The organism is Vibrio sp. AH4, from assembly GCF_030710545.1.
Taxonomy (GTDB): domain Bacteria; phylum Pseudomonadota; class Gammaproteobacteria; order Enterobacterales; family Vibrionaceae; genus Vibrio; species Vibrio metoecus.
The window spans coordinates 859494-878177 of sequence record NZ_JALAIV010000003.1; the positions used below are offsets into that span (position 1 = coordinate 859494).

The window sequence follows — 18684 nt, forward strand, 5'->3', positions numbered from 1 at the left end:
CTTGAGGTCTTGCGGGCGTCACTCTTCAATCGTGCCCCGATTAAGGTGCGCACGAAAGCGCCTCAAGGGTATCATAGAAATGACTAATATTCGTCCTTTTTGCCTTATTTCCTCTATGCCCTATTTGCTCTTCAATACTCACTCGACACCATCTTACATTGCTCATGTGATCCCGTCGTGACCTAACGCCCGCCTAAGGGGCTGGCAACGCATTACCACTAAACTCAAAAACAACAACCGAAACCACCGCGGCTCAATGGGACTGGAAACGCCACGCGTTGACAGTCCCTCTTGAGGCGTTTGTTAGCTTCGTAGCCTATTGTTTAACAATGGTTTTTTAACACATTTTCATGAAAGGCATTTTACGTAAAAGCATCATTCAAACACACGTCCAACACCAAAAGCTGTGAAGTTGGCAGCCAAAACTCAAAACGGTCAAGGCTAAGTTGGCCACGTTTAAGAGTCCGCGACAAAGAAAGCACACTTTCAGCGATGATGCAGCCTTTATGAAACCAAACTTTCAGTGCGGAGAATCCAACAACATTGAAGCATCGAAGCTTGATGGTTTTCAGCGACTTTGAAACTGCTGAGCATTCAACACTTTCTACCAAGTCAGCATCAGAAAAACTCGAAAGCCAAGTTGTGAAATTTGAACACTAAAAGCTGATTTTTCACAACAAATGAACTTAGATTTTGATGATTCTAGCCTTTAAGAAGCTAACGCCCGCCTAAGGGGCTGACAACGCATTACCACTAAACTCAAACACAACAACCGAAACCACCGCGGCTCATTGGGATTGGAAACGCCATGCGTTGACAGTCCCTCTTGAGGCGTTTGTTAGGCGATTAATCAACCAACTCGATGCCTAAACATTCCAATAAATTCAGAGCTTCATAACGAGAAAACTTAGCCCCTTTGACTTGGTTCTCTAACACATTAATTGCGTAATTTGTCGACTCGCTGAAATCCACTTTTTGTAAGTTAGTCCGCATGAATAAACTATGCGTAAAATTGCAGTAACACATTGTTGAACCGGCAAAATTTCCTTCACGGAAGTCCACATCATGCAACTTACACTCATCGAATGTTAACTCATTCAATGTCAGCCCAAAGAATGAGGCGTCGTTCAAAATACAACGCTGAAATTTAAGCTCAAAGTCTAGGTGATAAACTGGCCACGTTGCTCTTGTCCAGTCGATACCCACGAGCTTGCTATCTTGAAATGACACACCAAACAAACGTGCATTAGGGAAACTCGCCAAACTGAGATTACAACGTTCAAACTCGCAGCTTACAAACTTGCAATTTTGGAATTGCGCTCCAGACAAATCACAGTCTGAAAAATGGCATTCTTCAAATTCTATGTCTTTGAAACTATTTTCTGATAGCTCAAGCTTCTCAAAGGAAACGTCTAAATACTGCTCACCACTTTTCAAAGATTTCATCGTTTCCTCCAATCGCCTAACGCCCGCCTAAGGGGCTGGCAACGCATAACACCAAACTCAAACACAACAACTGCAACCACCGCGGCTCAATAGGACTGGAAACGCCACGCGTTGACAGTCCCTCTTGAGGCGTTTGTTATATGCAACTACACCCTATCACTAAAAATCTCTTCTAATATGGCTTCATCATAAGAGTTCACTTTACCAAAGCGTTCATCTGGGACTTCATATATTGTTCCAGAACGACTACGAGTTAACTGTGCAGCACGCGCCCCTCTTAGCTTTGCTTCCGCAAGGTCAATTTTTAAACCTTTTGCTCGACAAAATGCCATAACAGTATAGTGATTTGGTTGTCCAAATTTATGCTCTAATGCTGCGCTTGCTGCCAGTAATGCGTTATTGGCAACTTCGTTCACTTTTTTTACTTGTTGTCGTGTATCTAGTAAGTGCTGCTGAGTTCTTAAGTTTTCTTGTTCCAAACTCTTAATTCGATTGTCATGCTCTAATATTAGCTGGGATTGTTGAACAAGAAACTCAGCAGTGGACATCGGTTTTTTGCTATCAAAATAACCATCAGATAGTTGCTCTTGGACATCCCATGAGAAATCATCGTTAAAGCCTTTCACCAGCATAGAATACCCACGCTCAGTGAGTAAAACTAAGCCAGTCGGTGGTATTACGATATTAAATTTTGAGAAAAAGCTTTGTTCGCTTGGGGAAGCCAGAAAATAATGTTTACCACCAATGAAACGCTGTTGATTTTGATGAAAGTGGTTTGCGGTAGAACCGATAGGCAATCGATGTAATGTGTCAACCATAGGCAGAGTCACAACGCGCTCGCCAGAAAACTCAATTACAGGGATAGTCAAATCTACAACAGTAACCTGTCCAACTTGTGTTGAATTCACGACTCTTCTCCTATTAGATATTAGACCTTTAACTCTATGGGGATAAGCAACTTGATTTTCAAGTGAGCAATTGCATATAACGCCCTGTTAAGGTGTGAGCAACGCAATACTGAAGCTCCCGTATACCACCTAAATCACTAAACTTAACGCATAGTAAAAATACCACGCGTTGCGAATCACTCTTAAACAGATTGTTAAGTTTCATATTCGTTGGCATTAAATTCTTGCAGTGCGTCTTTTAAACTTGCAAAAAGTGGCTCATAGTTTTGTCTTAAGGTGTTGGAAAAATCTGGATTTTCACCACAAAACTGAAATAGAAATAGCGAACGCATTTCAGCAAAGGTGCAGAGATCAGAAATAGATCGAGCTATATGCGCAGCTTTAACCCATGCTTGTTCTTCTGTCGTACGTACACATCGCTCCCACACCATAGCAACACCGTCACCATCTTTATGGATAAGATGACTACTCATCCCGTAGTTATAGCCTAAATGGATCAAAGGGTTAAGCATCGTATCATTAGACTTGCTAAATTCTTGTATGATGTGGCTAAACGACCACTTTTGTTCTAGCTGTTTTCGTTGCTGCTTATTTGTATCACCTCGAATACTGTCCACTTGTTCTGGTTCTAGTGTTAGTTCTTGAATTGAAAGCCAATTATGATCCGCCCCAGCAGTTTTGGACACTGAGTTAAGTGAGTACAATCACTAACGAGGTGAACAATGACAACTAAGAAAACTAGAATTAAACATTCCCCTGAATTTAAAGCAGAAGCCCTGAAGTTAGCAGATAAAGTGGGAGTAGCTGCGACAGCAAGACAGCTTTCTTTACACGAATCTCAAATCTACGGGTGGCGGAAGAACTCGAAGAAAGACACCAGTACTAGTCAGCGAGAGCAAGAGCTAGCCGCAGAGGTTGCCAAGCTCAAAAGGCAGTTGGCTGAGCAAGCAGAAGAGCTAGAAATTGTAAAAAAGGCCGCCACCTACTTCGCGAAGAATCTAAAGTAGATTGCTACGAGTTTATGCTCGAACACCTGCTGTGCTTCAGTATAGTGCGTATGGCTAAGGTGTTCGGGATATCCCGAAGTGGGTTTTATTACTGGATTAAGCATCGACACAACGCCATCCAACGTGAGGCTATTCGCCAACAGCTTGATACAAAAGTTAAAGAAGCTTTCGCCAACAGCAAAGGCCGAGATGGCTCAAGGCGTATCCAAAAAGAACTGTCTGAGAGCGGTGATAGCTACAATGTTAAAACCATTGCTGCCAGTATGAAGCGTCAAGATTTAACGCCGAAAGCGGCACGCAAGTTTAAGTGCACTACGGACAGCAAGCATCAAATGCCTGTTGCTCCAAACCTGTTGGCTCAGAACTTTAGCGCATCTGCTCCGAATGAAAAATGGGCTGGAGACATCACCTATATAGCGACAAGCGAAGGCTGGCTGTACTTGGCGGTAATTATTGACCTTTACTCAAGACAAGTAATTGGATGGTCTATGGATACCAGAATGACGGCTACGCTGGTCTGTGATGCGCTATCAATGGCGATGTTCCGTCGCGGATTCCCCGAGCAGGTTATCGTTCATAGTGATCGAGGTAGTCAGTACTGCTCAAAAGATTATCGAGATCTCATAACTGCTTATAATCTAGAACAAAGTATGAGTAGGAAAGGAAATTGCTGGGACAATGCTTGTGTTGAGAGCTTCTTCCATTCTATGAAAGTGGAAGCGATCCAATATGAGCCGATTATGACGAGAGACCAGATGCGCCAAACGATCTTCGAGTATATAGAGGTTGATTATAATCGGATGAGAAGGCACAGTGCTCTTGGGTATCTAAGCCCAGTTAACTTTGAACAACAAAATGTCGCTTAATGAAGTGTCCAGTCTGGCTGGAGCAGATCATTATGCATATCTTGTGGGTCCACTTCTGCTAACAAAGAACTCGCACGATCACTTCGTTTAATAGCAGAGTAACTGGGAAGAATCTCCCAATATTCATTAACTTTCTTTAGCACTTCCTCTTCAGAGCCATTCAGCATGTAGATGTACTTGGTAACACCTTCAATTATTGTACGGTTAATAATTTCAGCATCCCACTCTTGACCGTGCTGTAACAAAATAAGCGAACTCTCTGAGCTAAAGTGACAGGATAAATACAACTGGGTACTTACAAACCTAACCATGGGATGCATGTTTTGAAAATCTTTATCTAGAAAAGGCTTGCAATGATCAAAGTGCTCACCAATGAAATGGCTAGCCATTGCAACCCAAGATTTAAACCTATCGTTCATAGTTACCTCGTGAAACTTAACGCCCGCCTAAGGGGCTGGCAACGCACTGCCACTAAACTCAAACACAACAACTGTAACCACCGCGGCTCATTGGGACTGGAAACACCACGCGTTGACAGTCCCTCTTGAGGCGTTTGTTAGCTTCGTAGCCTATTGTTTAACAATGATTTTTTAACACATTGTCTTGAAAGGCATTTTACGCAAAAGCATCATACAAACACACGTCCAACGCCAAAAGCTGTGAAGTTAGCGGCCAAAACTCAAAACGATCAAGGTTGAGTTGGCCACGGTTAAAAGTCCGCGACAAAGAAAACCAGATCACAGCGATGATGCAGTCTTTTATAAAGCCAAACTGACCGTGTTGAGCATCCAACAACATTGAAGCTTCGAGGCTTGTTGGTTTTTAGCGACTTTGAAACGACTGAACTTTCAACGCTTTCTACCACATCAACATTAAGCAAAACTCAAAAGCCCAATTGTACAACTTGAACGCTTAAAGCTGATTTTTCAGAACGACTGAGTTTGGATTTTAATGATTCCAGCCTTTAAGAAGCTAACGCCCGCTTAAGGGGCTGGCAACGCTACCGCACAGCTTAAACCAACAGCCGTAACCACTTCGGTTCAATGGGACTGGAAACGCTACGCGTTGACAGTCCCGCTTGAAGCGTTTGTTATGTGCCTGACTGTAATGCCTTTTATGGCATATTTTCAATTCTAGAAACCTACGATTGAGAGCTTACACCGCTTTACGTTTCTAATTCGGAGTTTCTTACAATGGTCATCAGTAAGAGTATCGGGATCCTCAAACCCTTTAAGTAAGGGTAATAGACTGAATAGCCAACGATTTTGCTTACGACAAATGCAGGTCTGTCTAGATTAAGAGTCGGCGCCTTGGGGGCATATTATGCCAAACAGCATTCAATAAAAGTCATGACAAAGAGAACGTAACAAACTGAATTAATTAGGGATGAATAAGAAGAAAAGGTATGTTGAACAAAAAAGCACATAACGCCCAATTAAGGTGTGAAGCACGCAATACCAATGCTACCGCATACCACCTTAATCACTAAAATCAACGCATAATAAAAATGCCACGCGTGCTGAATCACTCTTAAATTGTTTGTTAAATGCACTTTGCTTCCAGTACCAACGGAATATTTGGTAAGTTTTCTAGTGTATCGCTGTTCCCCATATGTTTGTATATTTGCTGTCGTTCACTAGAGGTCAACTTTTCCCACAAAGAAGGGGCTACACAAACATCCTCAGATTCAGTAAAGATATACATATTGATTAATTCGATTATATTCGCGCTTTCCGGAGTAAGGAGTCGAAACTCGGAACAATGCTGACTAAATTCCTTAAACCAACAGAATGATACATGAGTCTTATCTAGGGTAGGAACGACACTTAACGAAACAAAGGGCTGAGGTTTATCGAAGTTCTCCGACATCCAATCACTATGCTGAGTTCTAAATGGGGAAAAACAAGTCGTACTTGATACTCCCAAATTTTTATTGATAGTGAACGAATTGAATTCGATGCCATCGTAACAGCCTGAGCTTTCAATTTGGTCTAACAATTCAAAGTAATAAGGTGCATCTTTCTCAAGGAACAGTCTCATACCAAAACCAGATGCCTCGTAGTTTTTACGACCATCCCATGACATCAATTCACCAGCATGCTCCAATAAGTCTTGTTGTCTGAGGTACGCATCTCTTTTATTTGCGACCTCATAACTAACGCAGCGTAGCAATAATAATAAGTTATGCTTTGCCAACGACACATCAAGATTATCATTTTCAATCTCTGAAAATATTTCCGTATCGTGTCCATTGCAATAACCTTTATAACGACTAGATTCTGTTATTGTCTTTTTCACAAGAATCTCTCGGGGTTTACCCGAAAACATTTGGTATAGCCCTTTATCGATACTGTATACCCAAGAGTCCTCGGCTATTGATGCTAGTTGACACATTTTTTGTTGGGAGTGGGATTTAATTGCTTTATTCGCACAGCCTCTTTTCATACAAATATAGCTACGTCTATTCGATGCTTTCTCAGCTTTTCCAACTTTAGAACGAAACAACTTCATTCTTTGAGCTTCTCTCATCCTAATTATTCCTCGTGCATTTAACGCCCGCCTAAGGGGCTGGCAACGCATTACCACTAAACTCAAACACAACAACCGTAACCACCGCGGCTCAATGGGACTGAAAACGCCACGCGTTGGCAGTCCCTTTGAGGCGTTTGTTAGCTTCGTAGCCCATTGTTTACCAATGATTTTTAAACAAATTTGCTTGAAATGCATTTTACGCAAAAGCATCACTCAAACACACGTCCAACACCAAAAGCTGTGAAGTGAGCAACCAAAACTCGCAGCGATCAAGGTTAAGTTGGCCACTTACCGAATTTCCGACAAAGAAAGCGCGATTTCAGCGACAATGCAGCCTTTGTGAAACGAAACTTTCCGTGTGGAGCATCCAACAACATTGAAGCATCGAAACTTGATGGGTTTCAGCGACTTTGAAACTGCTGAGCATTCAACACTTTCTACCAAATCAGCATCTAGCAAAATTCAAATGCCAAATTGTGCAATTTGAACACTAAAAGCTGATTTTTAAGAACAAGAAGTTTGGATTTTGATGATTTTAGCCTTTAAGAAGCTAACGCCCTGTTAAGGGGTGAGCAACGCAATACCGAAGCCGCCGCATACCACCTTAATCACTAAAAACAACGCATAGTAAAAATACCACGCGTTGCGAATCCCTCTTGAACAGTTTGTTATGTGCGTGGTTGAAACCTACTCTACACTTGGCTCCGGTAAAACTGGTGGTGTACTGTCCATATAAGTTAAAAAGTTTTCCCATAACTCGTGCGTTCTTTGCTTAGTTAACTTAGTTTTGCACGATATCGCCATAATTCCACGAATAGTTCCATCACGCCATTGCGTATAAACCGAATCACAGTGAGAGGACATATATGCTTGCCAATCCTGTTGAGCAAGCTTAATTGCTGCGATCAGTTCTGGGTCATGAGAGTTGTGCTCAAAGCTAGTGTTTAGATATTTGTCTAATTTAACTTGTGCTGACTCTAATTCAATAGCGGCACATTGGTTTATCTCGATTGTGGTCATCGCATTATCACAGTCAATGGACTCTTCTTCAGCAAGAGCACCAAGCGAAAGACTAGCTAATATGATGATTAGACACTTATTCATCGTTTTCTCCGAAAGCACATAACGCCCGCCTAAGGGGCTGACAACGCATCACCACTAAACTCAAACACAACAAATGCAACCACCGCGGCTCATTGGGACTGAAAACGCCACGCGTTGGAAGTCCCTTTGAGGCGTTTGTTAGCTTCGTAGCCCATTGTTTACCAATGATTTTTTAAACATATTTGCTTGAAATGCATTTTACGCAAAAGCATCACTCAAACACACGTCCAACACCAAAAGCTGTGAAGTGAGCAGCCAAAACTCGCAGTGATCAAGGTTAAGTTGGCCACTTACCGAATTTCCGACAAAGAAAGCGCGATTTCAGCGACAATGCAGCCTTTGTGAAACGAAACTTTCCGTGTGGAGCATCCAACAACATTGAAGCATCGAAACTTGATGGTTTTCAGCGACTTTGAAACTGCTGAGCATTCAACACTTTCTACCAAGTCAGAATCCGACAAACTCGAAAGCCAACTTGTGCAAGTTGAACGCTAAAAGCTGATTTTTCAGAACGATTGAGTTTGGATTTTTATGATTCCAGCCTTTAAGAAGCTAACGCCCGATTAAGCAGTGAGCAACGCCTAAACCAACTCAACGCATAACAACGTAAACACTCATGTTCAAGCATGACGCTAATGCTATGCGTTGCGAATCTGTCTTGAATCGATTGTTAGGTCACGACCAAATTCGTACAAGGTCTCTCGTTAATTATTGATTATCAAATGGAATTGAAGAAAAAGACAAAAATCGAAGCCGAAGTATTTGTCATAGCTCTACCTTGAGGTCTTGCGGGCGTCACTCTTCAATCGTGCCCCGATTAAGGTGCGCACGAAAGCGCCTCAAGGGTATCATAGAAATGACTAATATTCGTCCTTTTTGCCTTATTTCCTCTATGCCCTATTTGCTCTTCAATACTCACTCGACACCATCTTACATTGCTCATGTGATCCCGTCGTGACCTAACGCCCGGTTAAGGGGCAACCAACGCTACACCAAGCTTCCGCATAACACAGTAACCACAAAAACCAACGCATAGTAAAAATGCCACGCGTTGGTTGTCCCTCTTGAACCGTTTGTTATGTGCGTACTCTTTGAGTTAGCAGAGTCTCCAAGGACCAGACTCTACCACCTGAACAACTACACCTTCTTGCTCAAGCTGTCGTAGCAAGGCTACTAGCCAATATTGCTGGTTCGATGGGCTTGCTTTACGCTGCTCTCCCCAGCCAAGACCACAACGCCTAAAAATTTCTGCCTGCTTCATTCCAAGGCTGTTTGGGGAGCAGTCAGGATGACTTTGCATAAACTCAACAACTAAACCTTTGGCGTGATTTCGTAACAACTCACCTTTTGACTCAAAACTATCCATACTGAACACCTTTCCACTTTGACGTAACTTAATCATTGTGAATTTCCTAATTTCTAGGCAAAAGCACATAACGCCCGCCTAAGGGGCTGACAACGCATTAACACTAAACTCAAACACAACAGCCGAAACCACCGCGGCTCAATGGGACTGGAAACGCCACGCGTTGACAGTCCCTCTTGAGGTGCTTGTTATGTTTATTTAGCCTAAGATTTCAAACAGTTAAATGCTTCAGCGACTGTTTTAAACTGAATTTTTGTCAAACAGACTTCCGCTAAACAAAACTCATGACGTTGAATCAACCTAGACGCTTCCTCTGCTGAAATCTGGGTTGAATTTCCAATCAAGCTAACTGCTGAGTTATTTGAAACTATTGAATAGACAAAACCTTCAGAATCAATGACTCGATCGCTCGGACTAACGATCAGATCCACACACTCGCAATTCAAATCAGCCTCAGAGTCCAAATAAACAAGCTCATCGTCACCATCTAATTTCAAAATACAAGGCCAATTGACCATGAACTTCTCCGATAAACATAACGCTTTCTAGGCAGCTTCTTACCTTTCCAGCTGGTAGGCTACCGCTATCTAATTAATAGACCACTGAGTGCATACTACCATAACAACCATCTAAATCAGTATGTTGAGTATCACAGTGACCATAAATCTCATTATATATACCGCGGCTAACCCCTTAGTCTCTTGACATAAAAACAACCAATGAATACTGTATGAATAACCAGGTAAAAATTCAGTGAGAACTATATGAAATCCCAGTTTTTGTTAAGTGTTCGCGAATTTATGCAAACTCGATACTATGCCAAAAAAACTATAGAAGCTTACCTTCATTGGATCACACGTTACATTCATTTTCATAATAAAAAACACCCTAGTTTGATGGGAGATCAAGAAGTCGAAGAGTTTTTAACCTACTTGGCCGTGCAAGGTAAAGTGGCCACAAAGACTCAGTCACTGGCCTTGAACTCACTCAGTTTTCTATACAAAGAAATTCTGAAAACACCCCTTTCTCTTGAGATCCGCTTCCAACGCTCGCAACTAGAACGAAAGTTACCGGTTGTATTGACTAGAGATGAAATTCGACGATTGCTTGAAGTTGTTGATCCTAAGTATCAGCTACCCATCAAGTTACTCTACGGTTCAGGTTTACGCTTGATGGAATGTATTCGTTTAAGGGTTCAGGATGTCGACTTTGACTATGGTGCGATCAGAATATGGCAAGGTAAAGGTGGGAAAAATCGCACTGTCACTCTAGCGAAAGAACTCTATCCCCATCTTAAAGAGCAAATTGCGCTGGTAAAACGCTATTACGATAGAGACTTGCACCAAAAAAATTACGGTGGAGTTTGGTTGCCAACAGCCTTAAAAGAAAAATATCCGAATGCTCCTTATGAGTTTCGTTGGCATTATCTTTTTCCATCCTTTCAGTTATCTCTAGATCCGGAATCTGATGTCATGCGCCGTCATCATATGAACGAAACGGTACTACAAAAAGCGGTGAGAAGATCGGCTCAAGAAGCGGGGATTGAAAAAACTGTTACTTGTCACACTCTCAGGCATTCATTTGCGACACATTTGCTTGAAGTAGGTGCTGATATTCGAACCGTACAAGAACAACTGGGGCATACTGATGTGAAAACAACACAGATTTATACCCATGTCTTAGATCGAGGAGCCAGTGGCGTACTGAGTCCATTATCACGACTATAAATTTGATATTGTTACAAATACCAAAACATTAGATAGAAAAAAGGGAGCATAAATGCTCCCCTTTCTTAATAACACGCTATATTACAGAGCGCCTTTCGCCTTTTCAACGAGAACAGCGAATGCTGCTTTGTCGAATACTGCGATATCAGCAAGGATCTTACGATCGATCTCGATAGATGCTTTCTTCAGACCGTTGATGAAACGGCTGTAAGATAGACCATTTTGACGAGAAGCTGCGTTGATACGTGCAATCCACAGTTGACGGAATTGACGTTTCTTAGCGCGACGGTCACGGTAAGCGTATTGACCAGCTTTAATAACTGCTTGGAACGCTACACGATAAACACGTGAACGTGCACCGTAGTAACCTTTAGCTTGTTTTAAAACTTTCTTATGACGTGCACGAGCTTGTACACCACGTTTTACGCGAGGCATTATGTCTCTCCTAAACTAAACGAATATTAAACTAAAAAGAATTAAGCGTATGGAAGCATACGTGCTACAGCAGCCAGTTCGCACTTAGGCAGAATGGCGTTTGGACGCAGCTGACGCTTGTTCTTAGTAGTACGCTTAGTCAGAATGTGACGTTTAGTAGCGTGCTTGTACTTAATACCACCAGCAGTTTTCTTGAAACGCTTAGCAGCACCTTTGTTGTTTTTCATCTTAGGCATGATGAATAACTCCGCATTGTAGTAGTTAAATAACAATGTAATTAAGGCGAATAAAACCCAGCCGCCTTTCAACGGCTAGGTTCATTACTTGTAATGCCGTTAATTACTTCTTTTTAGGGGCTAACACCATGATCATCTGGCGTGCTTCAATTTTGGTCGGGAAAGACTCAACCACTGCGAATTCGTCAGTGTCCTCTTTCAGTCGATTCAAAACGTCTACACCGATGTCTTGGTGAGCCATCTCTCGGCCACGGAAGCGAATAGTTACTTTCACTTTGTTGCCTTCTTCTAGGAAACGGATCAGGTTGCGTAGTTTTACCTGATAATCTCCCACATCAGTTCCAGGGCGGAATTTGAGTTCCTTAATCTGGATCTGCTTTTGCTTCTTCTTCTGCTCTTTTGTAGCCTTGCTCTTCTCAAAGAGGAACTTGCCATAGTCCATAACACGACAGACTGGTGGCTCGGCGTTAGGGCTGATCTCAACGAGATCCAAACCAGATTCTTCAGCTGTAGCCAGTGCTTCTTGGATCGAAACGATACCTACAGACTCACCGTCTGCGCCAGTTAAACGAACTTCACGAACGCCACGAATTTCACCGTTTAAACGGTGCTGGTTTTGCTTGACCGGAACTTGGCCACGTCTTCCGCCTTTAATAGTTTATTCCTCCAGATTAAGCTTACGGCTTACAATCTCAGCTTGGATATGTTCGATAAAATCATCCAATTTAAATTTACCAAGATCTTTACCTTTACGTGTACGTACTGCAATTTCGCCGGCTTCCATCTCTTGGTCGCCACAAACTAACATGTACGGAACACGCTTCAAAGTGTGTTCGCGGATTTTAAAGCCTATTTTCTCATTTCTCAAGTCCGCTTTTGCTCGAATGCCACATTTTTGTAGCTTTTGAGCGACTTCATGAGCATAGTCGGCTTGTTTATCCGTGATATTTACAACAACAGCCTGCTCTGGCGCCAACCAAGTTGGGAAGAATCCTGCGTATTCTTCAATCAGAATACCGATAAAGCGTTCAAGTGAACCCAAAATCGCCCGGTGGATCATCACCGGAATTAAGCGTTCATTGCTTTCACCAACGTAAGTGGCACCTAAACGTGTAGGCAAGTTGAAATCGAGCTGCACTGTACCACATTGCCATGCACGATCTAAACAGTCATAGAGTGTAAACTCAATTTTCGGACCATAGAACGCACCTTCGCCTTCCTGAATTTCAAATGGAATTTCCATTGCCTTCAGAGAATCGATCAGCGCTTGTTCTGATTTGTCCCAAATTTCATCGCTACCCACGCGCTTTTCAGGGCGAGTAGACAGCTTCACCACGATGTTTTGGAAGCCAAAAGTCGTGTAGGTGTCATACACCATCTTGATGCACGAAGTCACTTCTTGCTGAATTTGGTCTTCAGTACAGAAGATATGTGCATCATCTTGAGTAAACCCACGCACACGCATGATGCCATGTAGTGAACCCGATGGCTCGTTACGATGACAGGAACCAAACTCAGCCATGCGCAATGGCAGATCACGGTAAGATTTCAAACCTTGGTTGAAAATCTGGATGTGACCCGGACAGTTCATCGGCTTGATCGCGTATTCACGGTTTTCTGATGAAGTGGTGAACATCGCATCAGCGTATTTGTCCCAGTGACCTGAACGTTCCCAAAGCACGCGATCCATCATCAATGGACCTTTTACTTCTTGGTAACCGTATTCGTTCAATTTTTGACGAATAAAGATTTCCAGATCACGGAAGATTGACCAACCATTGTGGTGCCAGAACACCATGCCCGGCGCTTCTTGCTGCATATGGAACAGATCAAGTTGCTTACCGATTTTACGATGGTCACGTTTTGCTGCTTCTTCAAGGCGAGTTAAATGCGCTTGGAGAGCTTTCTTATCATGGAACGCGGTACCGTAGATACGTTGCAGCATTTTGTTGTCGCTGTTACCACGCCAGTATGCACCAGCAATGTTCAGCAATTTGAAGTTTTGACAAAAGCCCATGTGCGGTACGTGTGGACCACGACACATGTCGATGTATTCTTCGTGATGGTAAAGACCTGGACGATCATCACGCGCCACGTTTTCATCAAGAATTTCGATTTTGTAGCTTTCGCCACGCGATTCAAAGGTATCGCGCGCTTCCTGCCAGCTCACTTTCTTTTTGACAACCGCGTATTTGGTTTTTGCTAACTCAACCATGCGAGCTTCGATTTTCTCAAGATCTTCTTGAGAGAGAGACTGCTCAAGATCGATGTCGTAGTAAAAACCGCTGTCGATGGTTGGACCGATCGCCATTTTCGCATTTGGGTAAAGTTGCTTAAGCGCATGGCCAAGCAAGTGCGCACATGAGTGACGCACGATTTCCAGACCATCTACTTCATCTTTAGTCGTGATGATTTCTAGGCTGGCATCGTGTTCAATCAGATCGCAAGCATCAACGCGAGCACCATTCACACGACCTGCAATGGTCGCTTTCGCAAGACCTGGACCGATAGATTGGGCAACTTCGAGAGTAGATACTGGGTTGTCAAAATGACGCTGACTACCGTCAGGAAGAGTAATAATAGGCATGTATTATCCTTACAGTGGTGTTGCACACCAAGCAACACTTGTGTGAAAAAATTACGCTTTAAATTCATTCTGTAATAAATAGCGGCGTAACGAGTTCAAAAAATTCGGTACAAATTTTGGCGCAAATACGGATGCACCAGCTTAAGTACGTTGCAGCATCATAAACCAATAAGCTGAAATGACAACCGCTTTCTCGGTTAGCTCAGGCTGTAAACCTAGGTTTCAAAAAGCACAAAGGAAGGTTTCCCTTCCTTTGTTAATAAGCGCTATTCATAGGAACGACACTGATTAGATTATGCTCCGCGATAATAACGCTGAGGCACAAAAGGCATTTTTTCGACAGTCATTGGCAGCATCTTCCCGCGCACTTCGGCAAACACTTCACTGCCTAAAACGGCGTGCTCATTGCTGACATAAGCCATTGAAACTGGTTTGTCGGCCGTTGGGCCTGCAGTACCACTGGTCACAACACCAATTTTGTTGCCCTGCGCATCAAACAGCTCGGTGCCTTCGCGTACTGGTGCTTTGGTTTGTCCGACCAAACCTACGCGTTTACGGCTGACTTGTTTGGTTTCAATCTGGCTGAGAATAATCTCTGCACCAGGGAAACCACTTTCACGCGCACCACCTTTGCGGCGAACAGGCTGAATCGCCCACAGCAAGCTAGCTTCGACTGGCGTTGTGGTTGGGTCAAGATCGTGTCCATAGAGACACAAGCCACACTCCAAACGCAGTGAGTCGCGCGCGCCAAGGCCAATCCACTCTACTTCTGCAAAATCAGTGAGTTTACGAGCTAGTGCCGCCGCTTTATCTGCAGGCACTGAGATTTCGTAGCCATCTTCACCGGTGTAGCCACTGCGACTGACAATACATTCTGCACCATCGATCTCAAGGAGTTGAACATCCATAAACAGCATCTTGGCAACGGCAGGTTGCAAACGTGCGAGCACTTGCGCGGCTTTCGGACCTTGCAGCGCGAGCAGAGCACGATCTTCAATCACTTCCATCTCAACATCCGCAGGCAGATGCGTTTTTAGATGAGCAATGTCTTGCGCTTTACACGCCGCGTTCACCACTACAAATAGATGATCCCCCATATTGGCCACCATCAAATCGTCCATGATGCCACCTTGGGCATTGGTGAAAAACGCATAACGCTGTTTGCCAGCAGGGAGATCAATAATATCAACCGGAACCAAGCTTTCTAATGCGGCAGCCGCTTGAGCACCGTACAAACGCAGTTGCCCCATGTGGGAAACATCAAACAGACCGGCTGCTTCACGGGTGTGTAAATGCTCTTTTTTCACCCCAAGGGCATATTGAACTGGCATATCGTAGCCCGCAAAAGGCACCATCTTTGCGCCAACTTCAATGTGTAGCGCATGTAGCGGTGTCGTCAGTAAGGTTTCGTGTTGTTCAGTCATTCTTGTTCTCCATATAAGCCAAAGCTGCGCTTTTGGCGCAATCTACCGTGGCAAGATTCCTTTAGTGAGGAAACTATGTTTCCGATAATAAACAAGCCGAGCTCGTTTTAGAGGATTCACCAAATTAAAACAGTGCTCACCATCACAGTTAACAACATTGTTAAGAAACGGTTATCAAAAATCACTACCGATCGACTCCACTTTCTCTGTCTCTATAAGCGGATCTTTCGGATAGGAAACACGCTATCTTGCGGTTACCCAGAGAATCAGCGCATCTTCTTCACTCACCGAAACCAGCATGTGTCCCATGTTGGCGTCGTAATACACACTGTCCCCTTCCGCCAAATGTACTGGCTCATAAAATTCGCTGTAGAACATCACTGCACCTTCGAGGATCAGCAAAAACTCTTCACCATCGTGACGCACCCAATCGCTGTACTCTTCAAACGCTCTGGCACGCACACGGCTTTTGAACGGCATCATCTTTTTGTTAGAAAGTTGAGTCGCGAGCAATTCATGTTCATAGGTTTGTGTTGGGTGCGGTTTTCCTGCTTCTTTACGGGTAATGTCTCGCCGCCCTGTCGCAACAATTTTCTTTGGTGGCTCAAAGAGTTGCGGCATGTCAATCTGCAAGCCATGCGCCAATTTCTGCATGGCCTGAAAGGTTGGCGAAATCTGCTCGTTTTCAATTTTGCTCAGTGTAGAGCGAGCGAGCCCAGTGCGCTGGCTAGCTTCTTCAAGCGTAATACCTAATCGCGTGCGGATATCTTTGATCCGCTGACCCAGCTTGAGTGGCTCGATGCCTTGTTCGCCCGATTCACGCGCCAAAGTGATGGATGGGTACTCATCATAAATGTCTTCTGACATGCTTTCCCTCTGGTTGTAAAACTTCCTGTGTGCCGAGCATTGTGGCATGAAGCGATTTGTTGATTAAAGAGTACACAAAGAAATAAAGCCACTTTTGCTAAGCAGATCAGAAACCATGTTTCCTATAGGAAATTTTTGATTGATTGTTCTGTAAGCAAAGAGTATGTTACCGACTTGTTAGATGAAGAGATGCAATCACTCGCGGCTCTTAGCTGATTTTTCAGTTTATCACCGTGAGTTTTCGACCCTACGGATTGGGGTTATGTTGCCAAGGTTTAGGGCAATCAAGATTAGGAATGACTCAGCCGATCGCGATGAGTATTGCGATCAGAAAAAGGAGCGATAACCCCATCTTAGTGCGGTTATCAGATTGGAAGGCCATCTACTATGAATGCAAATCTAAACAAAGCTTATCCCAACGTTAGCCTTGAGAACTTCTTCTCTACCCCACTGGCGGCGACCAACGATGCGGTATTTGCCGCCATTCAAGCTGAATACACCCGCCAAAATGAACAGATCGAACTGATTGCCTCTGAAAACATCGTCTCTAAAGCCGTAATGCAGGCGCAAGGCACTTGCCTGACTAACAAATACGCCGAAGGTTATCCCGGCCGTCGTTACTACGGCGGTTGTGAGCATGTTGACAGCGTAGAGCAGATTGCTATCGAACGCGCCAAAATGCTTTTTCAGTGTCAATACGCAAACGTTCAACCACACTCAGGCGCTCAAGCCAATGGCGCTGTGATGCTTGCTCTGCTGCAACCGGGCGATACCATTATGGGTATGTCACTGGATGCGGGCGGTCATCTCACCCATGGTGCGCGCCCTGCTCTTTCAGGTAAATGGTTCAATGCGGTGCAATACGGTGTGGATCGTCAAACTCTCGAGATTAACTACGATTCTGTTCGTGCACTGGCGTTAGAGCACAAACCCAAAATGATCATCGCAGGCGGCAGTGCCATTCCTCGCACTATCGATTTTGCTCAATTTCGCGCGATTGCGGACGAAGTTGGCGCGCTGTTAATGGTCGATATGGCGCACATTGCCGGATTGGTAGCAACTGGCGCACATCCAAGCCCGCTGCCGCATGCTCATGTCGTCACCACTACCACACACAAAACTCTACGTGGCCCGCGCGGCGGCATGATTTTGACCAACAGCGAAGAGATCCACAAAAAGATCAATTCTGCGGTGTTCCCCGGTTTACAAGGTGGCCCACTGATGCACGTGATCGCCGCTAAAGCAGTGGCATTTGGTGAAGCGCTCGGCCCTGAATTCCGTACTTATATTGATTCGGTGATCGATAACGCAAAAGTGCTGGCTGAAGTGTTGCAAACTCGCGGGTGTGACATTGTGACTGGCGGAACGGATACGCATCTCATGTTGGTCGACCTTAGACCTAAAGGTTTGAAAGGCAACCAAGTTGAACAAGCCTTAGAGCGTGCCGGAATCACGTGTAACAAAAATGGCATCCCATTTGACGAAGAGAAGCCTATGATTACATCGGGCATTCGTTTAGGTACGCCTGCCGGAACCAGCCGTGGTTTCGGTCGTGAAGAATTCAAACTCATCGGTGAGTGGATTGGGGATGTTCTGGATGGTTTGGTGGCCAGCCCAGAAGGCAACCCAGACGTTGAGCAACAAGTGCGTAAACAAGTGAAAGCACTGTGCCAACGCTTCCCGCTCTATCAATAGCTTTTTATCAGTACGATATTTTTTGGAGAATACGCAATGGACAAGACACTGAAGTTCACAGAAAGCCATGAATGGGTTCGCGACAACGGTGACGGTACAGTAACCATCGGCATCTCTGAGCACGCCCAAGAAATGCTCGGTGACGTAGTGTTTGTAGAGTTACCTGAAATCGATGCCGAAATTGACGCTGGTGACAGTTTTTCACTGGTTGAGTCGGTGAAAGCCGCTTCTGACATCTACGCCCCAGTGACTGGCGCGGTGATTGAAGTCAACGAAGAGCTGCAAAACAGCCCAGAGCTGATTAATGAAGAGCCTTACGATGGCGGTTGGATCGTCAAAGTGAAAATGTCAGATCCAGATGAGTTGAAAGATCTGAAAGACGCTGAAGAGTATCTTGCTTCAATCGAAGAAGACTAAGCGCCACATGCATGAAAAAGCTGCCCTTAAGGCGGCTTTTTTTCAAAGTCACTCACCGCAAATGAGT

The 18684-nt window shown here is 44.1% G+C and carries 20 protein-coding genes and 2 pseudogenes; 4 read left to right on the forward strand and 18 right to left on the reverse strand.

Translation table 11 applies throughout. The annotated features are described in order from the left end of the window. Positions 1–362: 362 nt before the first annotated feature. The 4 genes from MKA69_RS17225 to MKA69_RS17240 all read right to left on the reverse strand — a co-directional run bounded on the left by MKA69_RS17225 (position 363) and on the right by MKA69_RS17240 (position 2971). Positions 363–524 carry a DUF645 family protein gene (locus MKA69_RS17225; RefSeq protein WP_114710095.1) on the reverse strand — a complete coding sequence of 54 codons (162 nt, stop codon included), beginning with the start codon at positions 522–524 and terminating at the stop codon, positions 363–365. Positions 525–846: 322 nt separating this feature from the next. Then, entirely contained in the window at positions 847–1446 is a 600-nt protein-coding gene (locus tag MKA69_RS17230) for a pentapeptide repeat-containing protein (RefSeq protein ID WP_305848551.1), read from the reverse strand. A gap of 146 nt (positions 1447–1592) precedes the next feature. Then, on the reverse strand, positions 1593–2354 hold the full coding sequence (locus MKA69_RS17235; protein ID WP_114794445.1) for an ORF6N domain-containing protein: 762 nt from the start codon (positions 2352–2354) through the stop codon (positions 1593–1595). A gap of 194 nt (positions 2355–2548) precedes the next feature. After that, positions 2549–2971, reverse strand: a complete 423-nt coding sequence (locus MKA69_RS17240) for a hypothetical protein (RefSeq protein WP_305848552.1) — start codon at positions 2969–2971, stop codon at positions 2549–2551. A 105-nt stretch (positions 2972–3076) separates the two neighbouring features. Between MKA69_RS17240 and MKA69_RS17245 the strand changes: the two genes are divergently transcribed. After that, positions 3077–4227, forward strand: a protein-coding gene (locus tag MKA69_RS17245; protein ID WP_305847673.1) for an IS3 family transposase whose coding sequence is annotated in 2 segments (ribosomal slippage) — positions 3077–3320 and positions 3320–4227 — 1152 coding nt in all. Because the reading frame shifts where the segments join, the coding sequence is not laid out codon by codon here. On the opposite strand, the gene MKA69_RS17250 is transcribed toward MKA69_RS17245, so the two are convergent. From MKA69_RS17250 to MKA69_RS17290, 8 genes and pseudogenes are all read right to left on the reverse strand, one after another. After that, a complete protein-coding gene (locus MKA69_RS17250) occupies positions 4224–4646 on the reverse strand; it encodes a DUF5677 domain-containing protein (protein ID WP_305848553.1) in 423 nt (140 codons plus the stop codon). The two genes, MKA69_RS17245 and MKA69_RS17250, sit on opposite strands and share 4 nt — an antisense overlap. 196 nt (positions 4647–4842) lie before the next feature. Further along, the gene (locus MKA69_RS17255) at positions 4843–5025 is read right to left on the reverse strand and encodes a DUF645 family protein (protein ID WP_305848554.1); all 183 of its coding nucleotides are present in this window, start codon (positions 5023–5025) and stop codon (positions 4843–4845) included. Between the two features lie 744 nt (positions 5026–5769). Further along, positions 5770–6756, reverse strand: a complete 987-nt coding sequence (locus tag MKA69_RS17260) for a hypothetical protein (RefSeq protein WP_305848555.1) — start codon at positions 6754–6756, stop codon at positions 5770–5772. Positions 6757–6955: 199 nt separating this feature from the next. Then, a pseudogene (locus MKA69_RS17265) lies at positions 6956–7136 on the reverse strand (DUF645 family protein). 310 nt (positions 7137–7446) lie between these two features. Beyond that, entirely contained in the window at positions 7447–7863 is a 417-nt protein-coding gene (locus MKA69_RS17270) for a lysozyme inhibitor LprI family protein (RefSeq protein WP_305848556.1), read from the reverse strand. Between the two features lie 198 nt (positions 7864–8061). Next, positions 8062–8242: pseudogene (locus MKA69_RS17275) on the reverse strand (DUF645 family protein). Between the two features lie 717 nt (positions 8243–8959). Then, a complete protein-coding gene (locus tag MKA69_RS17285) occupies positions 8960–9265 on the reverse strand; it encodes a hypothetical protein (protein WP_198041669.1) in 306 nt (101 codons plus the stop codon). A 167-nt stretch (positions 9266–9432) separates the two neighbouring features. Next, positions 9433–9747 carry a DUF4144 domain-containing protein gene (locus MKA69_RS17290; RefSeq protein WP_305848557.1) on the reverse strand — a complete coding sequence of 105 codons (315 nt, stop codon included), beginning with the start codon at positions 9745–9747 and terminating at the stop codon, positions 9433–9435. Between the two features lie 246 nt (positions 9748–9993). On the opposite strand from MKA69_RS17290, the gene intIA reads away from it, so the two are divergent. Next, the gene (gene intIA / locus MKA69_RS17295; protein ID WP_000841999.1) at positions 9994–10956 is read left to right on the forward strand and encodes an integron integrase IntIA; all 963 of its coding nucleotides are present in this window, start codon (positions 9994–9996) and stop codon (positions 10954–10956) included. Between the two features lie 81 nt (positions 10957–11037). On the opposite strand, the gene rplT is transcribed toward intIA, so the two are convergent. The 6 genes from rplT to MKA69_RS17325 all read right to left on the reverse strand — a co-directional run bounded on the left by rplT (position 11038) and on the right by MKA69_RS17325 (position 16505). Continuing rightward, positions 11038–11391 (reverse strand): 50S ribosomal protein L20, encoded by a 354-nt coding sequence (rplT, locus tag MKA69_RS17300; protein ID WP_001138367.1) that lies wholly within the window; start codon positions 11389–11391, stop codon positions 11038–11040. A gap of 41 nt (positions 11392–11432) precedes the next feature. Beyond that, positions 11433–11627, reverse strand: a complete 195-nt coding sequence (gene rpmI / locus MKA69_RS17305) for a 50S ribosomal protein L35 (RefSeq protein WP_001885060.1) — start codon at positions 11625–11627, stop codon at positions 11433–11435. 103 nt (positions 11628–11730) lie between these two features. Beyond that, the gene (gene infC, locus MKA69_RS17310) at positions 11731–12282 is read right to left on the reverse strand and encodes a translation initiation factor IF-3 (RefSeq protein WP_001894072.1); all 552 of its coding nucleotides are present in this window, start codon (positions 12280–12282) and stop codon (positions 11731–11733) included. Between the two features lie 3 nt (positions 12283–12285). After that, positions 12286–14214 carry a threonine--tRNA ligase gene (gene thrS, locus MKA69_RS17315; protein ID WP_305848558.1) on the reverse strand — a complete coding sequence of 643 codons (1929 nt, stop codon included), beginning with the start codon at positions 14212–14214 and terminating at the stop codon, positions 12286–12288. A 293-nt stretch (positions 14215–14507) separates the two neighbouring features. Then, positions 14508–15638, reverse strand: coding sequence for a glycine cleavage system aminomethyltransferase GcvT (gene gcvT / locus MKA69_RS17320; protein ID WP_305848559.1), 1131 nt, complete (start codon positions 15636–15638; stop codon positions 14508–14510). Positions 15639–15881: 243 nt separating this feature from the next. Further along, on the reverse strand, positions 15882–16505 hold the full coding sequence (locus MKA69_RS17325) for a helix-turn-helix domain-containing protein (protein WP_305848560.1): 624 nt from the start codon (positions 16503–16505) through the stop codon (positions 15882–15884). A gap of 387 nt (positions 16506–16892) precedes the next feature. On the opposite strand from MKA69_RS17325, the gene MKA69_RS17330 reads away from it, so the two are divergent. Together MKA69_RS17330 and gcvH are read left to right on the forward strand one after the other, a co-directional pair. Next, positions 16893–18200: a serine hydroxymethyltransferase gene (locus tag MKA69_RS17330; RefSeq protein WP_000993296.1), complete on the forward strand. Its 1308-nt coding sequence runs from the start codon at positions 16893–16895 to the stop codon at positions 18198–18200. Between the two features lie 36 nt (positions 18201–18236). Next, positions 18237–18617, forward strand: coding sequence for a glycine cleavage system protein GcvH (gene gcvH / locus MKA69_RS17335; protein WP_305848561.1), 381 nt, complete (start codon positions 18237–18239; stop codon positions 18615–18617). Positions 18618–18684: the final 67 nt, after the last annotated feature.